We start from the raw sequence: 24,039 nt of genomic DNA, 5'->3' as shown, positions 1-24,039 counted from the left end.
TTCTCTTACGCAAAAAAAACCTTTTCAATTTGAAAAGGTTTCAGAACTCCGCATGCTGCTTTCTATATTCACTTGGTGTTTGGTGCAAACGCTTCTTAAATACCTGGCTGAAATAACGCTGGTCAGTATAGCCGACTTTCTCAGCAATTTCGTACGTTTTAAGTTTTGTATGGGTTAAGAAAAAACACGCTTTTTCAATACGATAGTTTGTCACATATTCAAGAAAGGTCACACCGGTTTCTTGTTTAAATAACAGACTAAAATAACTAACACTCATTTCTGCGTAGGCTGCCGCTTGCTCGGTACCAATATCCTCATGATAGTGTTCCTGAATGAAAGATATTACTTTTTCAATAGCATCAGATGCTGTCTTTTTAGTCTGATACTTTTCCAGCAGTTCTGTAAAGAAAACGACAGACCCATCCAGTCGGTGAAGATTCATCCATTGCTGAAGAGCTTGTAAATTAGGTTTTAATTGTTCTTCATGTGTGAGAGGCTCACCAATCAATACTCGGTAGCCTGTTAAATTGCGCTGAAACAAATCGTTATATAATAGTTGGATATCCTCTTTTGACCATTCCCCCAGACACAGGGTCATCGTGACCGAAAGCGGATACCAAAAATGCCTCGCTCTGCTGCTGGAAAATAACTTTTCGTCCAGCTGCTCCGCAGACTCCTGCCCTTGCTTTTCAATCAAAATCGGCACGACCGGCTTACTTAAAGAGGTTAAAGTTGGTTCAGTTTCACGGGAACCTGTTATAAATAAATTATACAAATGATGTTTGTCCATCTCATACGTTTTTTCTGCTTCATTCCGTAATTGATTAACAGCTCGCTGGATACATTGCTGTAATTCTTCGTAATCAACCGGCTTTAAGATATAATCAAGTGCTCTCCACTTTAACCCTTCTCTTGCATATTCAAACTCATCATAACCACTAATTAAAATTGCCAAAGGCGCTTTAGGCAATTGATTCAACTGCTTTAACAGCTCTAGACCGGTCATTCCAGGCATAGATATATCAGTCAGTAGTAAATCTGCCTGCTGTTCTTGGCAAAGCCTTAATGCCTCCTCCCCGTTTTTAGCCGTTCCTACAACTTCACAGGCTAGGTCATTCCATGGAATAATCTGTTTTAAATTCTTGAGTATAATCGCTTCATCATCTGCAATTACTACTTTAAGCATTTGCTCTTTCACCTCGGCTTACTGGGAATGATAGTTGTATGATGGTTCCCTGCTCAGAAGAACAAATTATCATACCGTATGATTTACCGTAATATAGTTGCAGCCGCTCATGAACATTTCGAAGGCCATGTCCCTTTTCTTCAAAGTCTTCTCTTTTTTGAAGAATTTTTACTAAATTAGCCTCTGAAATACCTTTTCCATTGTCTCTTATCTGAAAGTAGCCTTTATCATCAACACACTTCCCAGAAATCGATATCAGCCCATTTTCCTGTTCCTCAAAAGCATGAGTCAAGATATTTTCTACAAGTGGCTGTAAGATTAACTTTAGTACTCGCTTGTGACTTAATGACTCATCTATATCCAGCTCATAAGAAAAGGAGTCATCAAAACGGATCTTTTGAATTTCCAGATAACTAATTACATGGCTGACTTCCCGCTGCACAGGTACTTCATAGTCCCCATTAATACTGATCCTCAGAAGGCGTCCTAGATTAATGGTCATTTTGCTGATCTCTTTTTGCCCGCTCATGGCTGCCAGGGCATTAATAGATTCAAGCGTGTTATAAAGAAAGTGTGGATTGATTTGTTGCTGTAAAATTTTAAATTCGGCTGTACGGCTTTTTTCTTCTTCTTTTTTAATCTGCACAATGAGTTGTCCTAGACGCTGGACCATTTGATTAAACCTGAGTGATAAACGGTTTAACTCTTTTAAATTGTAGGTCTTCATTCGAACGGATAAGTCACCTTTTTCAACTTGCTTCATGCTATCTTGAAGAGCTTGAACAAAACCAGCTGTTTTTCTTAAATAAAAGAAATTAAAAAATATGGCTGCTAGCAAGGCTAATAAAGCCAAACCTAATGTAGTGTTTCGGATATAGGTAATATCGTTTGAAAGAAGTGCCCAAGGCCTTAAAGAAACAAGCCAAACATCTTCATTCCCTGCTAAATTCAGTTGAGAAGGCATATAAGTGATTAACTGTTTTTCTCCATTCCATTGCTCTAGTAAATAGCCTGTTTCGCCCGATTGCACTTGCTGAAGAGACTCAACCGCGAGCTTTTTTCCAATCCACTGATCATCCAACGCATACAGAATTTCTCCCTCTTTATTGATTAATAGTTCTGTAGAAATGGAAGATGAATCCTGTTCAAATACTTGATCAAATAGATCAAGCCGAATGAGGAGCACCATATATCCCAAAGGATCAAGAGTATCGATATCATTGACAACTCTTCCATGTGTGAAAAAAAGAGCCGTATTTTGCTGAAATGGATGAGATACAACAGCTGAAGGGCTTTGCCAAACAGGTTCGCCTTTTACTTTTTTCATTTCTTGAAGCAGCTGCTGTGAAAAAAGATTCTCCTCCTGAGATACTCGATTGTTTGACTGGTATACCTTTTCTTCTAATGTATTGTATAAAGCAAACTGATGAATTTCAGCATTAGCATACATTACACCAGCTATTGCTTGCTCTTTGCTGTACAAATCATAGATACTTTCTTCTTTAGAAGACGTTAAGAAAGATTGAACATCTCCTGAAGCGATTATATAATCTGAAAAATGGTTTACTTCTGTAATAGATGCCATCATATTTCGATCGAGCATTTTTAATGTTTGAACCGTCTGACTGCTAATGTTTTTTTGCAGGATGTTTGTTGAGATTCGATTAGAGATGTAACCTAACACTATTATTGGCACCAAGACAAAGATGAGAAAAGCGGCAATTATTTTTTTGTTGAAAGTCATTATGGGTTTACCTTTTCTGATGTCATGTTTTTGTTGTATTTCTCAAACATCTCTTCAAGATTGTGCAAGTATTTTCTCTCATTTTGATCGAGAAAAAATTGCATAGTATGTTGCCGATATTCTGTTTCTGCCGCTGTTCCTCCTGCCCAGTAATGATTAGGCCAATTAACAGTTTCCCCGTCTGTCACTTTTTCTTCAAGCGGCTCTAGTACTTCTTTTGTTTTTTGCACGCCCATAATCGTACTGATTGACCCTTCATACAGCGAAAGACCTTGAGCATTGTTTTCTTCTGTTAAAAAAGACAAAAATAGCTTTGCTTCTGCAGGGTATTTTGTTTCTGACGAAATACTGATTCCAATGTCTACTCCTCCCAATACGTTATTTTGCTCGGGATCATTCGATACAGGAACAGGAAAAATACCATACTGTAAAGTGGGGTTTAATTTCTCAATAATAGGAAGAGCCCAGCTTCCCATTATATACATTGTCCCTTCTTTAGCGGCAAAAGCCTCATTAGCTTCTGAGTATCCCATATTAAAAGATTCAGGGGTTGTATAGGAAATGAGCGTTTTTACTTTCTGGGTTATTTCTTTCCACCTTGGATCATCATCCTGCACTGAAGAGGGCATTTGCCAATAGGATGGTAAAAATGCATTCGCTACAAAACTCAGCGTAACGATACTCGTTTGGTTAGCGTCTTTATTAGGCATAATAAGCGGCTGTTTCCCTGATTTCTTTAATGCATTCATTACAGCAATCCACTCATCCCATGTAGATGGAATAGTCAGGCCTAAATCACAAAAATCATCCTTGTTATATAGAACACCAACGGCATTCTGAGTAAACGCAACCCCATACATGTGGCCGTTTACTTCATATCGCTGCTGAATTGTTGGCTGGACACGATCTAAAAACATTTCTTTAGTTAAATCTAGCATGTACCCTTTTAATGCCCGGTTCCTATAATCTTGTTCAAGTGGATAACTAATAAACAAATCGGGAGGATAGCCTTGAGCAATGCGGGTTTTTAATACAGACATACCGTTTGGAGCAATTACTTGTTCGATGTTGATATGCGGATATTTTTCTTCAAAGTTCGCAATCAGTTGATCAAAAATAGGCCTAGTTTCTTCTTTAACAGTAAAAAATTCAAGCGTAACGGGCTCCTTTTCTTGTTCAAGAATTTCAGGTTCATTTTGAGAACAGGCCCCTAACAAAACAGTAAGTCCAAGCAGCCATCCTTTTTTCATAAATTGGTCTCCTGCTTTCTTTCAACAAATTATATGTAAATAAAGTATACAATAAATTAGAACTATTAAAGTTATTATGTTTTATGGATACATTTCTATTAAGCCCTTACAATTATTGATAATAGGATGTCTCTGTTAGGAAGAATTAGAGGAAAATTCTTTTCGAACTATGTTTTTTAGAAGTTTTTTAATTAAAAAGAAAATAAAAAAGGAATCTGATCAAATTCAATTGCAATTAAAGGTGGATGCGCTCCAAAGCCAGCTCCGGCTTCAAAGAAAGAAACATTTCAGAACTCATTTCAGAACTGCACAGAGCTTCGCAAGAAGTACCCAAATGGTGTTAAGAAAGGTCACCCTGCCTATGATGCTAAGCATGATCGTGATAAAGACGGATGGGCTTGTGAAAAATAAGAAACAGATAAATAGTGATTTATAAAGAAAAGCCATATCAGTTACTGCACTGATATGGCTTTTCTTATTGTTTATGCTTTAACAGCTGCTCTTTAATTACTCTGGCTTTTTCCTTAATACTCTCTGTTCCCCTCAACCTCGAGCCCTTCCGGAAGGAGTCCCGATCTTACTGGCGCCTTTCCTTATGTGCCCGAGCTGTATAAATAAAAAAGAAACGACTGATAAAGAATCAGTCGTTTCTTTTTTATTTATTTGTGTTTCATTGCTGTTACGGCGTAAAAGCCAAATTCGGCTGTTCTTCATCGTCTACTCTATCTTGATCAAAAATTCCTTGGTATGATTCCTGCTCATAAATTCTACTCAACAACATCCCATTCAAGAAGTTGCGAACTACTTCAATGTTATGCTGCTCTTTCGGGAAAACGTCCATACGAGTTCTCAGCAGCCTGCCGATCTCGTCTAAAACAGAAAGGTATCCTTTTTGGCTAGCTTCTGGGTTACTATTGTATTCAGCTTCGAAATCCACGTTCCCCAGTAACATCTTGATCGCACTAATTTGAGCGTCGGTTCCATCAATTACATCCTTATTGCCCGTCATTGATAAATGAATATCGATGAATGGATCAACAAAAAGGCGCGTGCTTCTGTTTAAGGCTTTGTCTTCTGCTGACATGGATGCTCTCCCCTTTCTTTTATCGGTTCTATTGTAACAAGGAATGAATGTTAAGATTGTAAAAGTTTGGTTAAAAAGTATTTAATCCTTCTCATTGGCCTCTAGATTTTGCCATGCTTCGTATACACTATTGACGCGTAGCTGCATGTACTCTGTATTTTATCTGCAGTCATTACGCCCCCGTTCCTTAGACGAACTCCCACCCTGAAGAATAAAAAAGGAGCGGCATAACTAAACCGCTCCGTATATATTATGTACATATTAATAGGAGCAATAGTAACTACTTCTTTTCCCGGATAATCTTTGGAAAACTCGCAGCAGACAATTAATTCTCTGTTATTTTTAATAGTCAATATAATACCTATTTACTTGGCAGCGCGCTCTCCCTGCTTCGCCTTTTTCAATTCCTGCAACGAATAAAAGGTGCCTCGCCAATAAATACCACCCTTTTTAATAGCAGCATAAGCGGACAGGTGGAGAGTGTAAATATAGCATATGGTTGTAAGTGGGAAAATCACCAGCTCTGCGATAAAACTCCAGGAAGGGAAGGATACTTTTTGGATACCAATTGTGTAAAGAGTAAATAAGAAAAGTAAAGACAGTAGACAAATGAAAAAGTTCCACCCTTCAAACAGAAAAACACCGATAAATGGATAAATGCCTAGCAGAATGAGAACTAAGGTAAAAATAATCGCATTGCTAAGCTTATATCCTGTTGCCCCAAACAAGTTCTTTTTAAATCCATTAATGGCTTCTTTTAACGTTGGGTACCACTCTACTTCAATCAGTTCTTTCCCTATGACAAAGTGCTGGTTGCAGTTTAAGGCACTCGCCTTTCTTCCAAGTTCCACATCATCAAGTGGTTCAAGCGGAAAGGCCTGGTGCGTGCCAAGGTCTTGATAGGTACTTCTTTTAATAAGGTTGAAAGCACCTACACCCATGCCTTGTTGTTTGTCACCTTGTTCAAATACCTTCCACGGCTGCACAATAAAGCAGAAAATACCTAAAAACAAATGAATAAACGCTTTTAAAGGAAACGATGAACAGCGGAAATGAGGAGACATGGACAAATGTTCCGCATGGTTAGCTGTCACATATTCCATGACATTTGACAGGCTCTTAGAATGAAAGGTAATGTCTGCATCTGTGAAAAGCAGGTAGTCCCCTTTCGACTGTAAATACCCCTGATGCAATGCATGATTTTTTCCAAGCCAGCCATCAGGAAGGCAACGAATATGAATAGGATCATACCGAATATCTTTGTGTTCTTCCTTTTTATTGGCCAGCTTGTCCACAATTTTCCCCGTGTTGTCCTCGGAGCGATCGTTTACGACAATCACTTCCATATTGCTGTATATTTGATTGAACAAAGATTTAATCGTTTTTTCAATATGCTTCTCTTCTTCTTTGGCGGCAATAATGACAGAAACGAGCGGCCCTTGTTTTATACCTGCTGCCTTGCGTGTAATGATAGGAATTTTCTCTAATCCCCTTACCGTTTGAATGAGCAGCATCATAATGCTGAAAAGACAAATGATCGATAATACAGAAACAGTAAGAATGATGTTTCCCCCTCTCTTTTTATCCTTTTTATTATAAACGGTTGGATGAAAAGGATGTACGCACAAGAGGACAAAAACCAAAATATCCTTAGATTCACAGCGGTTTTAACTGGAGCGGCTGGAAGACGGCTCTTCCTAACAGCTTCCTTACATCCATATTGCCATCAAATATTCCTTTTCTTCTGGTCACACAAAAAACCTCCTATAATCGCTTCGTGGGAAAGTCCAATACACGGTGCAATTTGGCAGATGACCGCTGGACTGACCGTTTCACTTAACGATATGGAAGGCTGATGCAGAGCAAGTTGAATCCGCTTTTTCGTAACGAATCGAACCTACGACTGGCAGCTTAGGAGACTGCTGAGAACCCTTATATATTGCTGCTTTTCATCCGTTCAGTCTAACAGCCCCTTTTCGAACTTAGACCCTTAATGTCTTCCCGTATTATAAGAGTTTGATTCATTGACTTCAAATAAGGAATCTCCTCGTTGACCTCTACCCTGTCAAGTCTCGTACTGATGTTCCCTTCAGTTATCCGAAGTGCGTGGCCAGTTATGTGAGCGCCAAAGTAAAAGGCACTTTTGCGAATACTCTATTTTCACTGATGAGTTTCTTGATAGATAGTTAAAAGACCCCGATTAATTGAGCTCACAAGGGTTTGGCTGTATTCATACTAAGGTGGCTGTCGGCCCATAGGTCTTTTCCCTTATTTTGAAGTCGGTTGGCGCAATTTACGAAAAACTTTAATTTACTTAACAAATCACCGTTACCATAAGAGAGAAACTAGCGAACAGGAGTGAATGTTATGAAAAAGCAATTTCTCGGTAAAATGAAAGTGTGCGGATTTGCTCTCATTGCGACTGGATATGTTGCAAGCTGCTTCTCCCCGGCAGTTCAAGCTTCGGAGCATTTTGCAAAGGACTCGAACGAAAAAGCACCTGATCTGGTGTTTCCTGTGATTAGTGATGTACATATCAAAGACAACGGCACCGACGACTTAGAAAAGTTCCAGAATGCTTTTAATCAGTTGAATGAGCAAGCTCCAAAACAAGATTCTTTTGCCATAGTCGGAGATTTAACAGATTCCGGAACACTGGAACAATACGACCGTTTCTTTTCAATTTATAATATGAATAAACAATCAGAAGCGGTTTCCCTGTCCGCGATTGGCAATCATGATTACTGGAACGGGTTATCTTTTAGTGATGCCCAAAAAAGGTTTCTCGCACAAACGGGAATGGAATCTATTTACTCTCACAAGGTCGTTAAAGGTTACCATTTTATAATTCTTGCACCGGAAGATGATTTAACAGAAGGATATTATTCAAAACAGCAAATTACATGGCTCGGGGAGCAGTTGGAGAAGGCCGCAAAAGATGATCCCCAAAAACCTATATTCGTCTTAATGCATCACCCGATGAAAAATACCGTGTTCGGCAGTGAGTGGGGTACCGAGGCAAATGGCCAGCTGATTTATGATACATTAAAAAAATATCCACAAGTGATCCATTTTTCCGGCCATACCCATTACCCATTAGATGATCCGAGAACGATAGATCAAAAAGATTTCACGACGGTTGGTACCTCTTCTGTGAACTATATGTGGACAGAGGCGGGGTATCTTCAAGGAGAGCTGCCACCTGGGAATGAAAAGATAAGCCAAGGCCTGGTTGTAGAAGCGTATAAAAACAAAGTCGTCATTAAGCGTCGTGATTTTCATAACAATGACTGGACCGGTGAACCATGGGTCATTAAATTGCCAATAAAAGATCACAAGTTTGACTATACCAGCTCAAGAGATCAAATCAAACCGTCATTTAATAAGAAGGACACTATTACTTTAATAGAGGAAAAGAGTACTGCGGGAAGTCTGGAAATTAAGTTTGACCAAGCTCATGACAACTTACTTCTTCATTCTTATAAAGTAGTCACAACAGAGAAGGAAACGGGCAAAACTGTCTCAGAGTTTAAAGCCTTTTCCGACTATTATGTGGATCCTGTACCCAAAACAATGACCCTCCCGGTTCAAGGGTTAAAATCTGATACCACTTATGTCATTAAGGTCACCGCGATAGATGCATTTGGGAATGAAAGTAAAAACTTTTTAACAGTTGAAGGTAAAACGGCTTCTGAATAACCAACTTAAATTATATAAAAAGGAGCTGTTGCTATAAGCACTAGCTCCTTTTTATTTCCACTTTTACTAAACTGTGTGTATAAACATTACTTTAATAATAAAGTACCACTAATATGGAAATGGGACTTAACCCATTGAGTCAGATAAATAAAAGCACTTTTAAGTTGAAAACGGGTATGTAATGACCTGAAAAAACAAATTGGAGGTCCTTTCTATGGGTACGAGAGTTAGTTAGTAAAAATGAAGGCTGTACATATGAGATTGGCTGAGGTCGCAGTTAAAGAAGTGACTAAGCTTTTTATCGATTGTACTTTTTACGCAGCAGTGCAGAAGGCGATGACCTTGATCCGGAAATTTTGAAGAGATAATTGAGAAAAATTGATTTTGCTGCTAGCACGAAATTGCCGTTGAGATTTTGCCCGTTACTGATTAAATAAAAAAGCTCTGGCGCAAACCAAAGCTCCTTCTCTTTCACAATTATTTTCTATCATTTTTATAATATCCAGTTCCGTTACAATGATGGCATCCGTTGCCGTTACAAGGTGTGCAGATATGTAGCTTCATTATTTTCCCTCCTTTTTTATAGCAGTGATACAACCTTTTTTCTAGTTTCAATTAGGTACTTCGATTCTTTCAAAGTCTAAAAAATATTTACCTAAAAATTCATTTTTTAAATAGTAAATATTTTCTGCCTTTTTATTATTTCCAGTCCGTCATGTAATAAACATTTATTGATAAAGATAGTTAGATTTACACAAATTAAAAGGTTTTTTAGATCGTCCATAATAAATCAGACAGCTTTTTTGTGAGATGGTTGTGTTCAAGTGAGTTGAGTAGCAGCTTGGTACGTATGATTTTGTTATGGAAAATGTCGTTCAGGTTTTTGAGGAAGCAAAAGTGCATGCGAATTCAACATCTCTTGAGAAAATGACTTGTGATGCAGATGAAATTAATGATCCGAATAAAGATTATGAAGCAATTTCTGGAGTGTACAAGTTCAAAGATACAGACATTATTGCAGTTGAGTTTCCTATTACGTAGAGTTATTGAAATGGACGGAAAGCAAACGAAAGCGGAGAAATTTCTTAGACAGCTTTGCTGATTATTTATATGAAGTATGAGCTCTGCTGAAAATCTTGGAGAAGCCGTAAGTCTTTACACACTTATATTTCTCCTATCCCATAGGTATACTGCTTACCTACAGGCTGTTCAAACCGATAGGTTTTCTTGTTTTTGTACCATCTCACCCATCTCGTGAGTTGTGAACGGTGCTTAATATTTAATTCCTGCATAACTTCCTTGGCTGGAACCCCGGCTAATCGCATTTCCACCGCCTTCATTTTTATTTCTGCTGGATAACTTACTCTCGTACCCATAAATAAAAACACCTCCAAGTTGGCTTTTTAGGTAATTACATACCCGTTTTTCAACTTAAAGGTGTTTTTATTTGTCTCACTCTATGGGGTCAGTCCCATAAATCAAGGTTTGACGCTTTTTCGGTGGATGATATTACATCATGCCGCCCATTCAACAAATTATAGAATAGAAGAAAATAGAATAATAGAATCACTGATATAATAGGTTTTTTCATCTTTCATTTTAAATAAGTTACCATTCCGTTTTCGCTAAATATTTAAAATATCCTTTTCTACCTGGTGGATTCCCATTCCAAGGCTTATTTTTGCTAGTAAAGTGAATAATGGCAGGTTTAGTGTTTATTTTATTCATACGATTGGCTCGAACATTCCATTTTTCATCTAGTTTTAACCATTTATCTTGTAGAATAACATTCAATCCATCCTGGTCGGGATATAACAACTTGGAAGGATTATCTTTAATAAATTGGAGAACTTTCGTTGAGATATCATGTTCTCTCCACTTCTTTAAGTTTATTAATAGAACGCCCGAATTAAAATACCCGTGCTCTTTTGGGATTAATAGTTTCTTGCGTCTCTCATCATTGTCGTCATAAACCGCAGCCACATAATAATCATCTATATTTGTTTCCCACAAATTCGTAATATCTTCTTTTACAATTAGGTCGCAATCGAGATAAAGGGCTTTGTGAAAACTTTCGGGTAACAGGTCAGGAATAGATAGTCTGCAAAACATTTCTATGCTATAGTAACGATTTACTAATAAATCATCATATAAATTAACATCAATAAATAAAAATTGAGGAATTACATTAAATCTTTGTAAAGATTTCTCTAATTTAACTTTATTCTGTGCTGAAAGGTTACCTCCATCAATGATATAAATATTTATGGGATTGTTTGAAACCTTATTTTCTAACAAAGAGTTTAACATGACAGCTAAATGTTTGGCATAATGATCGTTCGTTGAAGCCAAAATTATAATCGTTTCCAATTCCTTCACACCTTTTTATAAAAGATGGGTCTTTAAACAGTAAATTAGCCCAATGGTTCGAGTCTCTACCAAGTTATATCAAAGGGCTTATTAAGATTTTCTATGTGCGAAAGTTGAGTTAATAATTTAGAAATACTAATCATTAAAAATATAACTTTTACTTCCACCCGTCAATGGCTCTCTGATACAACTCTAAATACCTGTCAGTCATTCTTTCTTTCGTGAACCGTTTGGCAACATATTTCCTCAGATCCTGTGGTTTGATTGACGAATCGCCACTTACTAATTTTCCCATATGATCTAAATCATCACAAATAAACATGGGCAAACCTTCTAACACGTCTAGAACCCCTCCTCGACCATATGCAGCAACAGGAGTTCCGCAAGCCATTGCTTCTACTAATACCAGTCCAAATTGCTCCTGCTCTTCATTCGGAAAGACTAGCCATTTGGCGCGCCTCAATAGGGTTTGCTTTTTCTCCCCATGGACTTCGCCTACATAGGTAATATTTGACAATTTTTCGATTTGTGGATGTATTTCCTTAAATAGCTTCGCACTAAAGACAGGACCGGCAATAATGGTCCTGATGCCTGTCTGTTCACCTAATTTTATAGCGTCTTCAACACCCTTTCCTTTGTCGATACGCCCCAAAAACAACAAGTAGTCTTCCTTTATCTCTGAGAAAGTATACGATTCCAAATCAATACCGTTATGCACGTAGGCCCCCTTGTACTTATTGGTTGACTGCAGCAATTTCGTTTTACTAACGTACACTGGACATTTTACAGAAATATTCAATCTTGATTCAGTATGAATAGTAGAAATGGTAGGGATATCTAAATGTTCACGTCCAATGACTAATTGGTTTGTATGATCATGAATGACATCAATATCCTCTGGCAACGTCTGAAGTACAAAGTCCTTGATATTTTTTTTGTTAAACCCTCTCTGTCCATAGGGAATAATAATCCCTTTACTTTTACTATCAGCCGGAGCGTAAACATAAACTTCATGTCCTCTCCTAACCAACTCATCCGACAGGTTATAAACTACTCTTTCTATTCCTCCGCTTCCGGGAAGAGGCATAACAGCTGGGGCAACCTGAACAATTCTCATACATGTTTACCTTCCGTAAAACAAGTTGACTTATCATACCGCACGATTTTCTCATATAAAATATATGGCATTAACTTTTTAATCACGTGCATCTGACTTCTATAGATAGAGAGAAGATTTAATTTTTTCTGAAGCAGGCTGAAGGGAATGACATCGTTTGAGGTATCAAAGACATAGAGATTATCATGTCCTTGATCATGTAAAATTTTTGAGAGTGATTTGTGTTGCGTATGCCCATACTCCCCACAAAGATTATGTGTAACGATGCGACTAGATCTATACTTGCCAATGACCTTCCTTAAATCCTTTCCGACTAGCTGCACATCAAAGCTTCCGCCATATATATCAGGATAGTCCCATATTTCATATGAAGCTCCAGCCTGTTTCATTACCTGATGAAATTCTTTTGAACGGATACTGTCTTTGCCATTGGTTAGGCATATGACCTTCCAACCTTGTTCTCTTAATAAAGCCGCTCCCCCGAAAATCGATTCATCATCGGGATGGGCGACAAACATGAGTTTATCAATCAAAACGTGACACCTCATTTTTGAATTTTATTACCAGAAATTTCATTCTCAAATAGTGTATGTAGAGATCATAAAGGATGATACAGTGCATGGATAGGACAAATTGAAGAGATGGAACAGCTCCGTCCGAACGCATTCCTGTCTGGATTGTGGCATTGTGCTGGACCGCGACCATAATGCCGCCTTAAACATTGAAAAAGCCGGGCTGGCCCAGAGCGGACTTATTCCGGCAATATAATTCCTTTACAACTGTAGGTCGAGGTCCCGCCCGAACAGCATAAAACAACGCCTGAGGAGATGATGTAAGACCCTGTTCAGAAGAACAGGGCAGATATCGGTGAAGCAGGAAAATCATTGAAGTCAGAGCATGTTTTTTCATGTCTCTGACAGAGATGCTCCATCAAATTACGTAGCAATTAGTGAGAGAGGTCACTGGTTGTCTACTTCTCCCGGCTACAAGCCCTCAACTGGAAAGTCGCATTTCTTTTTACTTTCTCCCATGAATCAACAAGATCAGATGCTGCTAGGACTGGAATTATCCATTAACATCCGCCTTTTTTCCCAAAGCAACAGTGCCAAACTCTCTTAAATATGCATAGACCAAAGAGAAGAGAAGCAAGGAAGCTGAGTATGGCAATAATGAGGGTGAAAGTAGCACCAATGGTTTCTAGACCAAGGAGCGAGAAGAAACCAGGGATTACAGGTGTTGCCCCCCACACCGTTAGCAGCAGCAACACTACACCCACTAAAAACCCTAAGAACATATCAAAAATGCTACATGTAAAATGTTTCGTACTCACAGACGCCCACCTCCTTTCATAGGACTAATTGTCCTACTATATAATACGTAGCTGCTTGAAAGTTCGTTAAAGAGAAACGCACAAAGAAGCTAGAAAAAGTATTAATAAAAGGCCCTTAATATACCCCAGAATTTTTTATTTCAACGATTGTGCTCCCGGAAAAGATAAATAGCGGTAGTTTATGATCTTTTTTATTTTTTCATTTAGCTAGGCTTTCTGCCTATATTCATAAGAAGACTACAGGACGTAGCACGTTTGCTTAGTGCTTCGTCTGTCAGCGACTCTAAATATCTTTGAGTAGTTACAATGCTGGAATGACCTAAAAGGCGTGACAACGAATAAATGTCAATACCGTTCATCAAGCACGTTAATGCAAAGTAATGCCGGAACGTGTGCGGTGATACTCTTTTACCTTTTACTCCCGCCCTTTTTCCTGCTTTCTTGACTATTTTATCTAATGAAACATGTGAAAGTTTTTGACCCTGATGAGATAAAAAAAAGCGTCTTCCTTAAGTATCCTATTCCTTATAAAATTACTTCTCATTCTCTCGTACTTAATTAGTACCTTCTTCAATACAGGGCGTTCCTTATTACCTTTACCGTTAGTTAAAGAATCGAGTTTTCACCCACGTTCTCACATGTCAGTGAACGTATTTCAACTGCCCGTAGCCCACAATCAGCCAGCATAGCTATAATCGCTTTATTACGGGCTCCATGATAGCTTTTATAGCTAAATGCTTCTATCATCGTGTAAATGTCTTGGGCTCCAAAACCAGTCATTCTCCTTTTCGGTACTTTCGGTATTTCAACCTTCTTCATTAAGTTTTCCTGCCAGTACCCTTCACCCACGCACCAGTTAAAAAATGCTGCAACAATTCTGTACACAGAGACTACACTTTGCGGATTCAGTCCTGATTGCTGCTTAAAGCGGATATATGCCCGCAAGTCCTCTAAGTGAATACTTTCAAATTTAGTAATGCCACGTTTTTCAGCTAAGTACAATCGGACATTTTTTAATTCCTGTCTTTTATTAATTATTGTTTTTTCTGTAAAATCTTTTGCTAAACAGTGATAAATGTACTCGTCCATAACACCTTTTAAGTCCACAAAAAAACCACCTTTCCAAGTTAATTAACAAGTAAAGATGGTTATCGTTATTTAAAAGAAAAATAAACCTAAGCAAAGCTAAAATAGTGATAAAGGTTAAACCTTTTCCACGATTCAAACAAATGAACCAGGGTCAATACTGGATTAAAAGCCGTCCAAACCCTTGATGTAGAAGCGTTTTACTTCTTCTCCATCTTGTTCATTTGTGCCATCATTTGGTTGATTTTCTTTTGTGATGGTTTCATACCCATTTGCATCATCATCATACGCAAACGTTGATACAGCGGAGATTCCCGACTAAGATAATGCCTTGATCTGTTATTGGAAAATATACCATGACAAATGATAATTGTCCACGTAAAACTAGAAGAGATCCTTTAAAATGGTGAGTCCTTCTGTTTAAAAAGGATTTAGTCATCAAACAAAAAACACGCCCATAGAGGCGTGTCAGAATTATCTCTCTTTAATAACAATCCTAGATAAAAACAAAAACTGCTACCCACATTAGAGGCTGTTGACAATACTCATACGGCAAGGCAGGCTTCACAGAAATGATTTTCAAGCATTGTTTGATGGAACGCTGTGTCAAATACCGCTGCAGCCGGCACTTTTTGGCAGCACTTGCTGAAACCAATATAGCAATTTCATTTGAGGCGAGCGGAGCAAGGAGTTTACTTTAAAAAAGACCGGATCAGTATAGAAGCTGATCTGGCCTTTTGTAATAAAGAAAGCTGTACTGCTGTTACGTATTTTGCACTTGTTTTGTTGTCCAGGATTCCACATTCCAAATGTCTGTAGCGATGTCATGATAAAACTCAGGCTCATGGGAAATCAAGAGGATGCTTCCTTTGTACTCTTTAAGCGCCCGCTTTAATTCATTTTTTGCATCAACATCCAAATGGTTGGTCGGTTCGTCAAAAACGAGAACATTGCTTTCCCGGTTCATCAGTTTACAAAGCCGCACTTTTGCTTTTTCGCCGCCGCTCAGTACGGATATTTTACTTTCAATGTGTTTTCTTGTTAATCCGCATCTTGCTAATGCCGCCCGGACTTCGCCTTGCGTTAAACTCGGAAATTCATTCAGCACTTCTTCAATGCATGTGTTATTGTTTTCTTTTTTTACTTCTTGCTCAAAATAACCGATATACTGATAGTCTCCCCGCTCTACGCTTCCGGAAAGAGGGTTGATTTCACCGAGTATGCTTTTTAACAAAGTGGTTTTTCCGATTCCGTTTGCCCCGACCAAAGCAATTTTTTGGCCACGGTCCATCGAAAGGTCAAGCGGCTTGGAAAGTGGGTTATCGTAGCCGATCACTAACTTTTCCGTTTGGAAAATTAGCTTCCCAGATGTTCTTGCTTCTTTAAAACGGAAATCAGGCTTTGGCCGGTCTCCTGCCACTTCAATAATATCCATTTTATCCAGCTTTTTTTGCCGGGACATCGCCAGGCTGCTTGTTGAAGCACGTGCTTTGTTTCTCGCTACAAAATCTTTTAAGTTGGCGATTTCCTGTTGCTGCTTTTTAGCGGCTGCCTCTACTTGAAGTTTTTTTGCTTCAGAAACTTTTAAAAAGTTATGGTAATCTCCGACATAGCGGGTTAATTCTTTGTTTTCCAAATGATAAATAATATTCACAACGCTGTTTAAAAAAGGAATATCATGGGAGATTAGAAGGAACGCATTTTCATAGTCCAGCAAATAGCGTTTTAACCATTCAATATGCACTTCATCCAAATAGTTGGTTGGCTCATCGAGGAGTAAAATATCAGGTTTTTCAAGAAGAAGCTTAGCCAGAAGAACTTTTGTCCGCTGCCCTCCGCTTAAATCATACACATCTTTTTCAAGCCCTATCCCATCTAAGCCGAGTCCTCTCGCGACTTCTTCCACTTTTGCATCAATGGTGTAAAAATCATTGGTTGTCAGTGTATCTTGAAGCGTTCCAACTTCATCGAGCATTTTTTCCATTTCTTCTGGACTTACATCGGCCATTTGGCCGTAAATATGATTAATAGTTGCTTCCATGTCAAATAAATATTGAAAAGCTGTTTTCAGGACATTACGAATCGTTTTTCCTTTTTCTAAAACGGCATGCTGGTCAAGATAACCGACCCGCTGATTTTTGGACCATTCAATTTTTCCATCATCCGCCTGAATTTGTCCGGTAATAATATTCATAAACGTCGATTTGCCTTCGCCATTAGCGCCAACTAACCCAATATGTTCCCCTTTTAACAAACGAAAAGATACGTTTTGAAAAATAACACGATCGCCAAAATCATGACTTAAATCTGTTACGGTTAGGATGCTCAATTATCGTTTCCTCATTTCGCTTCAAAATTTCTATTAAACTTTAATAGTACCATATCATCGTACATTTAAACAAGGGACTGTTCTGATCTCCATTGCCCTAAGCCAGCATAGCAATAATAGTTTTATTTCTCGCCTTTTGTTTTGGTGAAAAAAGTAACCAAACGCCTAAATCATACCGAAAACTTCATCAGCGCTGAACTCTTCCATTATTTTCTTCGTTACTTTTGGCAGCTCCATTTTCCGCATTGGATTTTCATTTTAATCCCCTTATTAATGTACCAATTAAAAAAAGCCGTAATCATCTTAGCCATTGATTCCACACTTTGCGGTTGTAAGCCTGCCTGCTGCTTAAAACGAATGTATACCCTCAAATCGTCTGTGTGGATGCTATTTATTGAGTTGTTGTATCCCACGCCTTTTCTCGAGAAATCCCTTTAGCTGCTTTTATTCCTGGCGTTTGTTTATCATCGTTTTTTTCGTATAGCCTTTAAGGACACAGTGAAAGTCACACTCTCCCATAGTATTTCTAACAACACAAAAAACCGCCTCTTTCGGTGTATCTTTCACCAGAAAAAGGCGGTTATCTTAGTTTTTATGAAAAATCAACCGAGTTTTGCTCATTTTTGCAAAGAAGGTTTCACCTTTTCAACAAAAACATTCAAATGAACAATGGCTTAATACGGCTCGAAAGCCGTCCAAACCCTTGATGTAGAAGCGTTTTACTTCTTCTCCATCTTGTTCATTTGTGCCATCATTTGGTTGATTTTCTTTTGTGATGGTTTCATACCCATTTGCATCATCATCATACGCAGCATTTGTTCGTTAATCGGTGGATTTTTCTTTAAGTAATCCATCATGTAACGGCGTGCGATGAAAAATCCGAGAGCTACACCAGCAGCAAGCGCCAGGACAGCCGTAAGCACATACCCAAACATAAACGTGTTCCTCCTTCAAGTTATCTATTCAAAGTGTACTAAACCAGCGCCCATTATACAACTAGAGGCTGTAAATTTTTGCAGAACCGTGACAAAAAAAGTCCGGAACCGAGGTTCCGGACAGCTTTTTTATTTATTTTTCTAAAAGAGCTTTTACGCGGGCCACAACGTTTTCCACGGTAAAGCCGAATTCTTTCATCACAAGATCACCAGGTCCAGAAGCGCCAAATTGATCGATTGCCAAAATGTCTCCTTCATCGCCTGTGTATTTGTGCCAGCCAAATGAAGAACCAACTTCAACGGCAAGACGTTTTTTTACTGATTTCGGAATAACAGATTCTTTGTACGCAGCATCCTGCTGTTCAAAACGGTCAAATGACGGCATGCTGACAACGTTCGCGTGAATACCTTCACCTTGAAGGACTTTTTGTGCTTCTACAGCAAGACCGACTTCTGAGCCAGTTGCCAAAAGAAGAACATCTGGTGTTTTTTCCGCTTTTACAACCGTATAAGCACCTTTTTGGACACCTTCATGCGCCTGCTCTTTTGAACCCGGAAGAACCGGAAGATTTTGGCGGGTCAACACAAGAGCTGTTGGTGTTGATTTGCTTTGAAGCGCCACTTTCCAGGCTGCTGCTGTTTCATTACCGTCTGCCGGACGAATTACAGACAGGTTTGGCATGCTGCGGAATGAAGAAAGATGTTCGACCGGCTCATGTGTAGGACCGTCTTCACCGACTGCGATACTGTCATGTGTAAACACGTATGTGACAGGAAGACCCATCAGCGCTGCCAGACGAATTGCTGGACGCAGGTAGTCAGAGAACACGAAGAATGTTCCGCCAAACACTTGCAGACCGCCGTGAAGAGCCATTCCGTTCATCGCAGCACCCATCGCAAATTCGCGGACACCAAACCAGATGTTGCGGCCTTCATAGCTGCCTGGCAAAAAGTCCGCTGTGTTTTTGATCGTTGTTTTGTTTGATCCAGCCAAGTCGGCAGAACCACCGATAAACGTTGGCACAGCTTTTGCAATCGCATTTAACGCTTCACCAGATGTGTTACGCGTTGCGTTTGATGTTCCTTCTTCATAAACAGGAAGAGCATCTTCCCAGCCTTCTGGCAGATCGCCGTTGATCGCTTTTTCAAGCTGTGCTGCCAATTCGGGATAACTTTCTTTATACGAAGCAAATAATTTGTCCCACTCAGCTTGCGCATGGGCACCACGCTGAACCGCTTCCTGTTCAAAACGCTCTTTTACTTCTTCAGGAACATAGAAGTCTTCCTCAAACGTCCACTTGTAGTATTCTTTCGTCAGCTTCATTTCATCTTCACCAAGCGGTGCACCGTGAGAAGCTGATTTACCGGATTTGTTTGGAGAACCATAGCCGATCACTGTTTTTACTTCAATGATGGTTGGCGCGTTCTCGTTTTGTTTCGCTGATTCAAGCGCTTTTGTAACAGCTTCAAGATCATTGCCGTCCTCAACGCGAATGTAGTTCCAGCCATATGCTTTGAAGCGGCCTTCCACACTTTCAGAAAATGACTTATTAAGGTCTCCATCCAGTGAAATATCATTCGAATCATAAAGAACAACAAGACGGCTTAATTTCAAGTGCGCCGCAAGTGATGCTGCTTCTGACGCTACACCTTCCATTAAGTCACCATCACCACATAGCGCATATGTATGGTGGCCGATCACTTCATGTCCTTCTTTGTTGTACACAGATGCCAGGTGGCGTTCAGCCATTGCCATACCCACTGCCATCGCAATACCCTGTCCAAGAGGCCCGGTTGTCGCTTCTACGCCAGGTGTATGTTTGTATTCAGGGTGTCCTGGAGTTTTACTTCCCCATTGACGGAAATTTTTGATTTCATCAAGCGAAAGACCGTAGCCGGCAAGATGAAGCAAGCTGTATAACAACATGGAACCGTGACCTGCTGAAAGTACGAATCGATCCCGGTTGAACCATTCTGGATTTTTCGGATTGTGATTCATTACTTTTGTCCAAAGCGCGTACGCCATTGGCGCTGCACCCATTGGCAAACCCGGGTGGCCGGAATTTGCTTTTTCAATTGCGTCGATTGACAGCGTACGGATCGTTGTGACCGCAAGCTGATCTGTCTTATCAAACATCAGATTCATCCTTTCAAAAGGGGATTTACCCTTATATATTAAATGTCTTTGGCACAATATACAACAAAAACACAGAACAATGTGAAAAAAGAGACAGCTCTCACTGTCTCTTTTTTCCATTAATTCATTTTTCTGCGTTTTTGAATATCTCGCACTTTTTTCGGTGTTACTTCATTGCCGTTTGGATCAAACACCCGGACGTGTTCGACTGTGTCCCGCATTGACGTACGGAAAACACGTAAATATTCCTGCCGAAGCGCAGTTTGTTCCTGCAGCTCTTCGTCTGTCAGCGCCATTCTTTTTGCTTTTTGGGCCAGTTCATTTATACGTGCAATCTTGTCAGATGATAACATCGTTTCCCGCTCCTTTCCGATACTTCCACTACCGTTATCGTACAGAAATGCACAAGGGTTGACAAGAAAAAAGCTTATTGGTCAACAGCCTGGCTTTCTGCATGCTCCATATAACGGCGATGGACAGTTGCACGGGAAATTTCATATCCGAATCCCCGGAGTGTTGCCGCAATTTCTTCATATGTAAGTCCGTTTTCACGAAGGCGGACAATTTCAGAAAGCGGCACTTCCTTCCGGACACGTCCCATTTCGTTGCCCCTGTTTTTTAAATTTTTCTCGGGACGGTATCCTTTTTGAACAGCCCGCTTCATGCCGCGTTTAATTTTTAAATTATGAATTTTACGCTGGTACTCTTCCACCATACTGACAATTTGAAGAACCATTGAATCCGATTCGGACAATTGCAGCTCGCCGTCGTCAGCGATGCTTAAAACCGAGACACCTTCTTTCCACAAACAGTGAATCAGTGCAATTTTCGCATTGCCCCGTCCAATTCTTGTTTCATCCTGAATCAGTACCACATCAATTTCTTCCTGTTTTACAAGGTCAAGCAGATCAAGCATACCCGGCCGGTTCAGCTCGTATCCGCTTGCCCGGTCCCGGATCACGCTAACCGCTTCGAATCCCTTTTCATGCGCAAGAGCCAGAAGTTCTTCCTCCTGACGTTCCAGTGATGTTTCCTGCGCTTCGTTTTCTGTGCTCACCCGGCAGTAAATAGCCGCTTTCTTCATCATGATCATTTCCCGTCTGCCAGTTGAAGCCCGCTGTCATTTTCATCCGCAGGGACTGGAATCGTTAACTCTTCTCCTGGCACTATTTTTGTTGTAATTAAATCGTTTTTATCCTGGACCCATTTTATAAACTCGATTTGGTCCATGTTATGTAGGTTTTTATAATCTTCTGCTAAGCTCCAAAGTGAATCTCCCTTTGCCACTTTTATCGCTTGATAAGTGGGTTCACCGGATCCTGAAAAGCTAAAGTATAACGCCGCTGAGGCCATCATCACCGCTAATAATAACATAAATGAATAGTTTTTTGCTTTTCCCACTAAGAACACCCTTTCCTCGAATACTCGTTCGTGATATAATCCATTCTAAGGCGAACGATTGTTTCAGTCAAGCGATAATTCGAACTTACGTTTGTGAAAATTCAGAACACATGTTATACTATACGTAAATATTTCCTAAGTGAGGTGCAAACATTGACTAAGTTATCAAAACGCCAGCAGGATATTCTCGATTTCATTAAAGATGAGGTTCGTCAAAAGGGCTATCCGCCATCTGTCCGTGAAATTGGAGAAGCTGTTGGACTCGCATCAAGTTCAACGGTCCACGGACACCTTGCCCGCCTTGAAGCAAAAAATTATATTCGGCGGGACCCGACAAAGCCTCGTGCAATCGAGATATTAGACACAGACAGCTCAGTGCCTAAACAGCACCCTGTTAATGTACCGGTTGTCGGAAAAGTAACGGCTGGTCTTCCTATCACAGCGATCGAAAATGTAGAAGAGTACTTTCCTCTTCCGGAACGTCTTGCTCCACCGGATGAGCAGGTATTTATGCTGGAAATCGTGGGTGAAAGTATGCGTGAAGCTGGTATTTTAGACGGCGACTATGTAGTGGTCAGACAGCAGCAAACGGCGAAAAATGGTGATATTGTTGTGGCTATGACTGAAGACGACGAAGCAACCGTGAAGCGTTTTTACAAAGAAGCTGACCATATTCGCCTGCAGCCGGAAAACTCTTCAATGGAGCCTATTTTACTGCCGAATGTGACCGTTCTAGGAAAAGTCATTGGTGTATATCGCCAAGTTCATTAAGCTTGTTCATCCTATGTAACAAAAGTGCGCAGCATGAAAAAATCCCCTAAAAAATTTTAGGGGATTTTTTGGTATATAAAAACACCCTGTTCGAAAACAGGGTGTCTCTCGAAAATTTGCGGCGTTCAAGCCATGCTCCACAACATGCTCCTATAAAGGAATGCTTGATCGTCTTACGCAAACGAGCTCATCGCATAAACTATATTACACGCTATTGTGTAATATGTCAACTTTATTTTTATTTATGGACACTTGATTCCGCCCATTTTCTTTTGCCCGATACAGTTCATCATCTGCCAGAGCCAACAGGCTATCTATCCCTTCCTCAACATGCCCTGTTTGAATGCCCACACTGATCGTTACACAATGGGCAGCTGTTGAACGAGCATGCTCAATTTACAGCTCCCGAACCTTTCGGCAAATCGTATTGCCCAGCTCTCTCACCCATTCTTCTGTTTGATCAAACAACACAACGACAAATTCTTCGCCGCCATAGCGCGCTGCAAAGCCAGCGCGAGAAGGAATATGCTGATGAATAGTTTGGGCAGTGGACCGGATCACGACATCTCCTCTCATATGGCCATAAAAATCGTTGTATTGCTTAAAGCAGTCAATATCAATCATCACAAAAGCAACAGGGCGCGTCCCGGCTGAACGTTTTATTTCTTCTGTTAAACAGTCCCTGAAGCCTCTGCGATTTGGAATGCCTGTCAGTTCATCTGTCAGCATAAGTGCCTGCAGCTGTTTATTAGCTTCTTCAAGCTGAACATTCATCTCGATATTTTTTTGGATTTGCTCTTCTAAATCTTTATTTGCGTTATGCAGCAGCCAGTTTTGATAAAAATCCTTATAGTAATAGGCATAAAGCATTCGTGAGGTGAGCCAGCAAAAAAATAAAAAGACCGTTAAACTAATATAATGGCCGGCTAAAACATCGGCAGATGACTGAAAAAAAGGCAGGCCGCCATATACAACCAAAACAGGCAGGCTGTAGATCCAAAGCATCGCCCGATTTGTGGCATGAAATAAAATTGACACACACATAACATTCACGACAAATGCCATCACATGGCCGTAATGCCGCTGGTCTTCAAGTGTCACAACGCCTCCCCATGTAAGAAAAAGAACAACAACAGCCAGCAGCCCTTTTCGGTACCAGCGAGTGTGGATCGAATCGGCACTGCCACCTTTTTCAAAGAATCGGACCATGATTAAGTGCGCGATACTTAAACCGATCAGCACAAGATACATGGTTAAATAAAAGTCAAATGAAAAAATGTCTCTTCCTTCTGAGACAGCAGTTGAAAGATTAAACACAATCAAAAGCATTTCGAAAAAAATGACCAGTTTGGCGAAAAGCTTTGTCCGCTGCATGTTTTCTTTAAATAGTTTATGTTCCAGCTTTTTTTCTCTTCCGCGGGCAGTCTTTTAGGAAGATGCAACAATGTCATAAGCATTCTCTTTTCTTTATATCGTTCTTTTTTCCTATTCCCAATGATATTCATTGTACAAAATTCTCTTTCATTTATCAAAACGAAAAAAGAGACAGGCTTGTTTTTGCAAAATACCTTTTCTTCTCTTATTGTTAAAGTAGCAAAGA

At 39.8% G+C, this 24,039-nt stretch carries 21 protein-coding genes and 4 pseudogenes; 5 read left to right on the top strand and 20 right to left on the bottom strand.

Annotation, left to right across the window (positions count from 1 at the left end; all coding sequences use genetic code 11):
- Nucleotides 1-40: 40 nt before the first annotated feature.
- Genes RG959_RS15975 through RG959_RS15965 form a run of 3 tightly spaced genes read right to left on the bottom strand, consistent with a single transcriptional unit; the run spans nt 41 to nt 4,180 of the window.
- Nucleotides 41-1,186 (bottom strand): response regulator, encoded by a 1,146-nt coding sequence (locus tag RG959_RS15975; protein WP_342797954.1) that lies wholly within the window; start codon nt 1,184-1,186, stop codon nt 41-43.
- Nucleotides 1,179-2,930, bottom strand: coding sequence for a cache domain-containing sensor histidine kinase (locus RG959_RS15970; RefSeq protein WP_342797953.1), 1,752 nt, complete (start codon nt 2,928-2,930; stop codon nt 1,179-1,181). Before RG959_RS15970 ends, RG959_RS15975 begins: the two co-directional genes overlap by 8 nt.
- On the bottom strand, nt 2,930-4,180 hold the full coding sequence (locus RG959_RS15965) for an ABC transporter substrate-binding protein (protein WP_342797952.1): 1,251 nt from the start codon (nt 4,178-4,180) through the stop codon (nt 2,930-2,932). The genes RG959_RS15970 and RG959_RS15965 overlap by 1 nt, the downstream gene beginning before the upstream one ends.
- 300 nt (nt 4,181-4,480) lie before the next feature.
- Between RG959_RS15965 and RG959_RS15960 the strand changes: the two are divergent.
- A pseudogene (locus RG959_RS15960) lies at nt 4,481-4,591 on the top strand (excalibur calcium-binding domain-containing protein); the annotation flags it as partial.
- A gap of 268 nt (nt 4,592-4,859) precedes the next feature.
- Here the strand turns inward: RG959_RS15960 and RG959_RS15955 are convergent.
- Both RG959_RS15955 and RG959_RS15950 read right to left on the bottom strand, forming a co-directional pair.
- A complete protein-coding gene (locus RG959_RS15955; RefSeq protein ID WP_342797951.1) occupies nt 4,860-5,264 on the bottom strand; it encodes a hypothetical protein in 405 nt (134 codons plus the stop codon).
- 365 nt (nt 5,265-5,629) lie between these two features.
- Entirely contained in the window at nt 5,630-6,892 is a 1,263-nt protein-coding gene (locus tag RG959_RS15950; protein ID WP_342797950.1) for a glycosyltransferase family 2 protein, read from the bottom strand.
- A 739-nt stretch (nt 6,893-7,631) separates the two neighbouring features.
- Here RG959_RS15950 and RG959_RS15945 point away from each other — a divergent pair.
- Both RG959_RS15945 and RG959_RS15940 read left to right on the top strand, forming a co-directional pair.
- Nucleotides 7,632-8,963: a metallophosphoesterase gene (locus tag RG959_RS15945; RefSeq protein ID WP_342797949.1), complete on the top strand. Its 1,332-nt coding sequence runs from the start codon at nt 7,632-7,634 to the stop codon at nt 8,961-8,963.
- A gap of 897 nt (nt 8,964-9,860) precedes the next feature.
- The gene (locus RG959_RS15940; RefSeq protein WP_342797948.1) at nt 9,861-10,004 is read left to right on the top strand and encodes a hypothetical protein; all 144 of its coding nucleotides are present in this window, start codon (nt 9,861-9,863) and stop codon (nt 10,002-10,004) included.
- A 131-nt stretch (nt 10,005-10,135) separates the two neighbouring features.
- Here the strand turns inward: RG959_RS15940 and RG959_RS15935 are convergent.
- The 4 genes and pseudogenes from RG959_RS15935 to RG959_RS15920 form a co-directional block, all read right to left on the bottom strand.
- A pseudogene (locus RG959_RS15935) lies at nt 10,136-10,339 on the bottom strand (helix-turn-helix domain-containing protein); the annotation flags it as partial.
- A 232-nt stretch (nt 10,340-10,571) separates the two neighbouring features.
- Nucleotides 10,572-11,333: a glycosyltransferase family 8 protein gene (locus RG959_RS15930; protein WP_342797947.1), complete on the bottom strand. Its 762-nt coding sequence runs from the start codon at nt 11,331-11,333 to the stop codon at nt 10,572-10,574.
- A gap of 157 nt (nt 11,334-11,490) precedes the next feature.
- Nucleotides 11,491-12,450: a glycosyltransferase gene (locus RG959_RS15925; RefSeq protein ID WP_342797946.1), complete on the bottom strand. Its 960-nt coding sequence runs from the start codon at nt 12,448-12,450 to the stop codon at nt 11,491-11,493.
- Nucleotides 12,447-12,983, bottom strand: a complete 537-nt coding sequence (locus RG959_RS15920; RefSeq protein ID WP_342797945.1) for a PIG-L deacetylase family protein — start codon at nt 12,981-12,983, stop codon at nt 12,447-12,449. The genes RG959_RS15925 and RG959_RS15920 overlap by 4 nt, the downstream gene beginning before the upstream one ends.
- Nucleotides 12,984-13,083: 100 nt before the next feature.
- Here RG959_RS15920 and RG959_RS15915 point away from each other — a divergent pair, with 100 nt between their 5' ends.
- Nucleotides 13,084-13,218: a zinc ribbon domain-containing protein gene (locus RG959_RS15915; RefSeq protein WP_342797944.1), complete on the top strand. Its 135-nt coding sequence runs from the start codon at nt 13,084-13,086 to the stop codon at nt 13,216-13,218.
- Nucleotides 13,219-13,522: 304 nt separating this feature from the next.
- On the opposite strand, the gene RG959_RS15910 is transcribed toward RG959_RS15915, so the two are convergent.
- From RG959_RS15910 to yneA, 10 genes and pseudogenes are all read right to left on the bottom strand, one after another.
- Nucleotides 13,523-13,780: an ABC transporter gene (locus RG959_RS15910; protein WP_342797943.1), complete on the bottom strand. Its 258-nt coding sequence runs from the start codon at nt 13,778-13,780 to the stop codon at nt 13,523-13,525.
- 203 nt (nt 13,781-13,983) lie between these two features.
- Nucleotides 13,984-14,229, bottom strand: a complete 246-nt coding sequence (locus RG959_RS15905; protein ID WP_342797963.1) for a tyrosine-type recombinase/integrase — start codon at nt 14,227-14,229, stop codon at nt 13,984-13,986.
- A 157-nt stretch (nt 14,230-14,386) separates the two neighbouring features.
- Nucleotides 14,387-14,887, bottom strand: a complete 501-nt coding sequence (locus RG959_RS15900) for a tyrosine-type recombinase/integrase (RefSeq protein ID WP_342797942.1) — start codon at nt 14,885-14,887, stop codon at nt 14,387-14,389.
- Nucleotides 14,888-15,066: 179 nt separating this feature from the next.
- Nucleotides 15,067-15,168, bottom strand: a pseudogene (locus RG959_RS15895) (YneF family protein); the annotation flags it as partial.
- 461 nt (nt 15,169-15,629) lie between these two features.
- Nucleotides 15,630-17,195, bottom strand: coding sequence for an ABC-F family ATP-binding cassette domain-containing protein (locus tag RG959_RS15890; protein ID WP_342797941.1), 1,566 nt, complete (start codon nt 17,193-17,195; stop codon nt 15,630-15,632).
- 719 nt (nt 17,196-17,914) lie between these two features.
- Nucleotides 17,915-18,130: a YneF family protein gene (locus RG959_RS15885; protein WP_050182786.1), complete on the bottom strand. Its 216-nt coding sequence runs from the start codon at nt 18,128-18,130 to the stop codon at nt 17,915-17,917.
- A 133-nt stretch (nt 18,131-18,263) separates the two neighbouring features.
- Nucleotides 18,264-20,267 (bottom strand): transketolase, encoded by a 2,004-nt coding sequence (gene tkt, locus RG959_RS15880; protein ID WP_342797940.1) that lies wholly within the window; start codon nt 20,265-20,267, stop codon nt 18,264-18,266.
- A gap of 119 nt (nt 20,268-20,386) precedes the next feature.
- The gene (locus tag RG959_RS15875; protein WP_342797939.1) at nt 20,387-20,620 is read right to left on the bottom strand and encodes a DUF896 domain-containing protein; all 234 of its coding nucleotides are present in this window, start codon (nt 20,618-20,620) and stop codon (nt 20,387-20,389) included.
- A 74-nt stretch (nt 20,621-20,694) separates the two neighbouring features.
- Nucleotides 20,695-21,351: a YneB family resolvase-like protein gene (locus tag RG959_RS15870; protein WP_342797962.1), complete on the bottom strand. Its 657-nt coding sequence runs from the start codon at nt 21,349-21,351 to the stop codon at nt 20,695-20,697.
- 5 nt (nt 21,352-21,356) lie between these two features.
- Nucleotides 21,357-21,668 carry a cell division suppressor protein YneA gene (yneA, locus tag RG959_RS15865; protein WP_342797938.1) on the bottom strand — a complete coding sequence of 104 codons (312 nt, stop codon included), beginning with the start codon at nt 21,666-21,668 and terminating at the stop codon, nt 21,357-21,359.
- A gap of 153 nt (nt 21,669-21,821) precedes the next feature.
- Here yneA and lexA point away from each other — a divergent pair, with 153 nt between their 5' ends.
- Nucleotides 21,822-22,439 (top strand): transcriptional repressor LexA, encoded by a 618-nt coding sequence (lexA, locus tag RG959_RS15860; protein ID WP_242233037.1) that lies wholly within the window; start codon nt 21,822-21,824, stop codon nt 22,437-22,439.
- A 204-nt stretch (nt 22,440-22,643) separates the two neighbouring features.
- Here lexA and RG959_RS15855 read toward each other — a convergent pair.
- Nucleotides 22,644-23,444, bottom strand: a pseudogene (locus tag RG959_RS15855) (GGDEF domain-containing protein).
- Between the last annotated feature and the right edge of the window lie 595 nt (nt 23,445-24,039).

The sequence above is a fragment of the Domibacillus sp. 8LH genome (assembly GCF_038806185.1).
Taxonomy (GTDB): domain Bacteria; phylum Bacillota; class Bacilli; order Bacillales; family Domibacillaceae; genus Domibacillus; species Domibacillus indicus_A.
This window is presented reverse-complemented; position numbering and strand designations above follow the sequence as displayed.

Excerpts from the sequence above, each read along its gene's own strand:
- RG959_RS15870 (WP_342797962.1), bottom strand. The coding sequence starts at position 21,351 with ATGAAGAAAGCGGCTATTTACTGCCGGGTGAGCACAGAAAACGAAGCG.
- RG959_RS15925 (WP_342797946.1), bottom strand. The coding sequence starts at position 12,450 with ATGAGAATTGTTCAGGTTGCCCCAGCTGTTATGCCTCTTCCCGGAAGC.
- RG959_RS15975 (WP_342797954.1), bottom strand. The coding sequence starts at position 1,186 with ATGCTTAAAGTAGTAATTGCAGATGATGAAGCGATTATACTCAAGAAT.
- RG959_RS15875 (WP_342797939.1), bottom strand. The coding sequence starts at position 20,620 with ATGTTATCATCTGACAAGATTGCACGTATAAATGAACTGGCCCAAAAA.
- RG959_RS15885 (WP_050182786.1), bottom strand. The coding sequence starts at position 18,130 with ATGTTTGGGTATGTGCTTACGGCTGTCCTGGCGCTTGCTGCTGGTGTA.
- RG959_RS15945 (WP_342797949.1), top strand. The coding sequence starts at position 7,632 with ATGAAAAAGCAATTTCTCGGTAAAATGAAAGTGTGCGGATTTGCTCTC.
- RG959_RS15970 (WP_342797953.1), bottom strand. The coding sequence starts at position 2,930 with ATGACTTTCAACAAAAAAATAATTGCCGCTTTTCTCATCTTTGTCTTG.
- tkt (WP_342797940.1), bottom strand. The coding sequence starts at position 20,267 with ATGTTTGATAAGACAGATCAGCTTGCGGTCACAACGATCCGTACGCTG.
- RG959_RS15955 (WP_342797951.1), bottom strand. The coding sequence starts at position 5,264 with ATGTCAGCAGAAGACAAAGCCTTAAACAGAAGCACGCGCCTTTTTGTT.
- RG959_RS15965 (WP_342797952.1), bottom strand. The coding sequence starts at position 4,180 with ATGAAAAAAGGATGGCTGCTTGGACTTACTGTTTTGTTAGGGGCCTGT.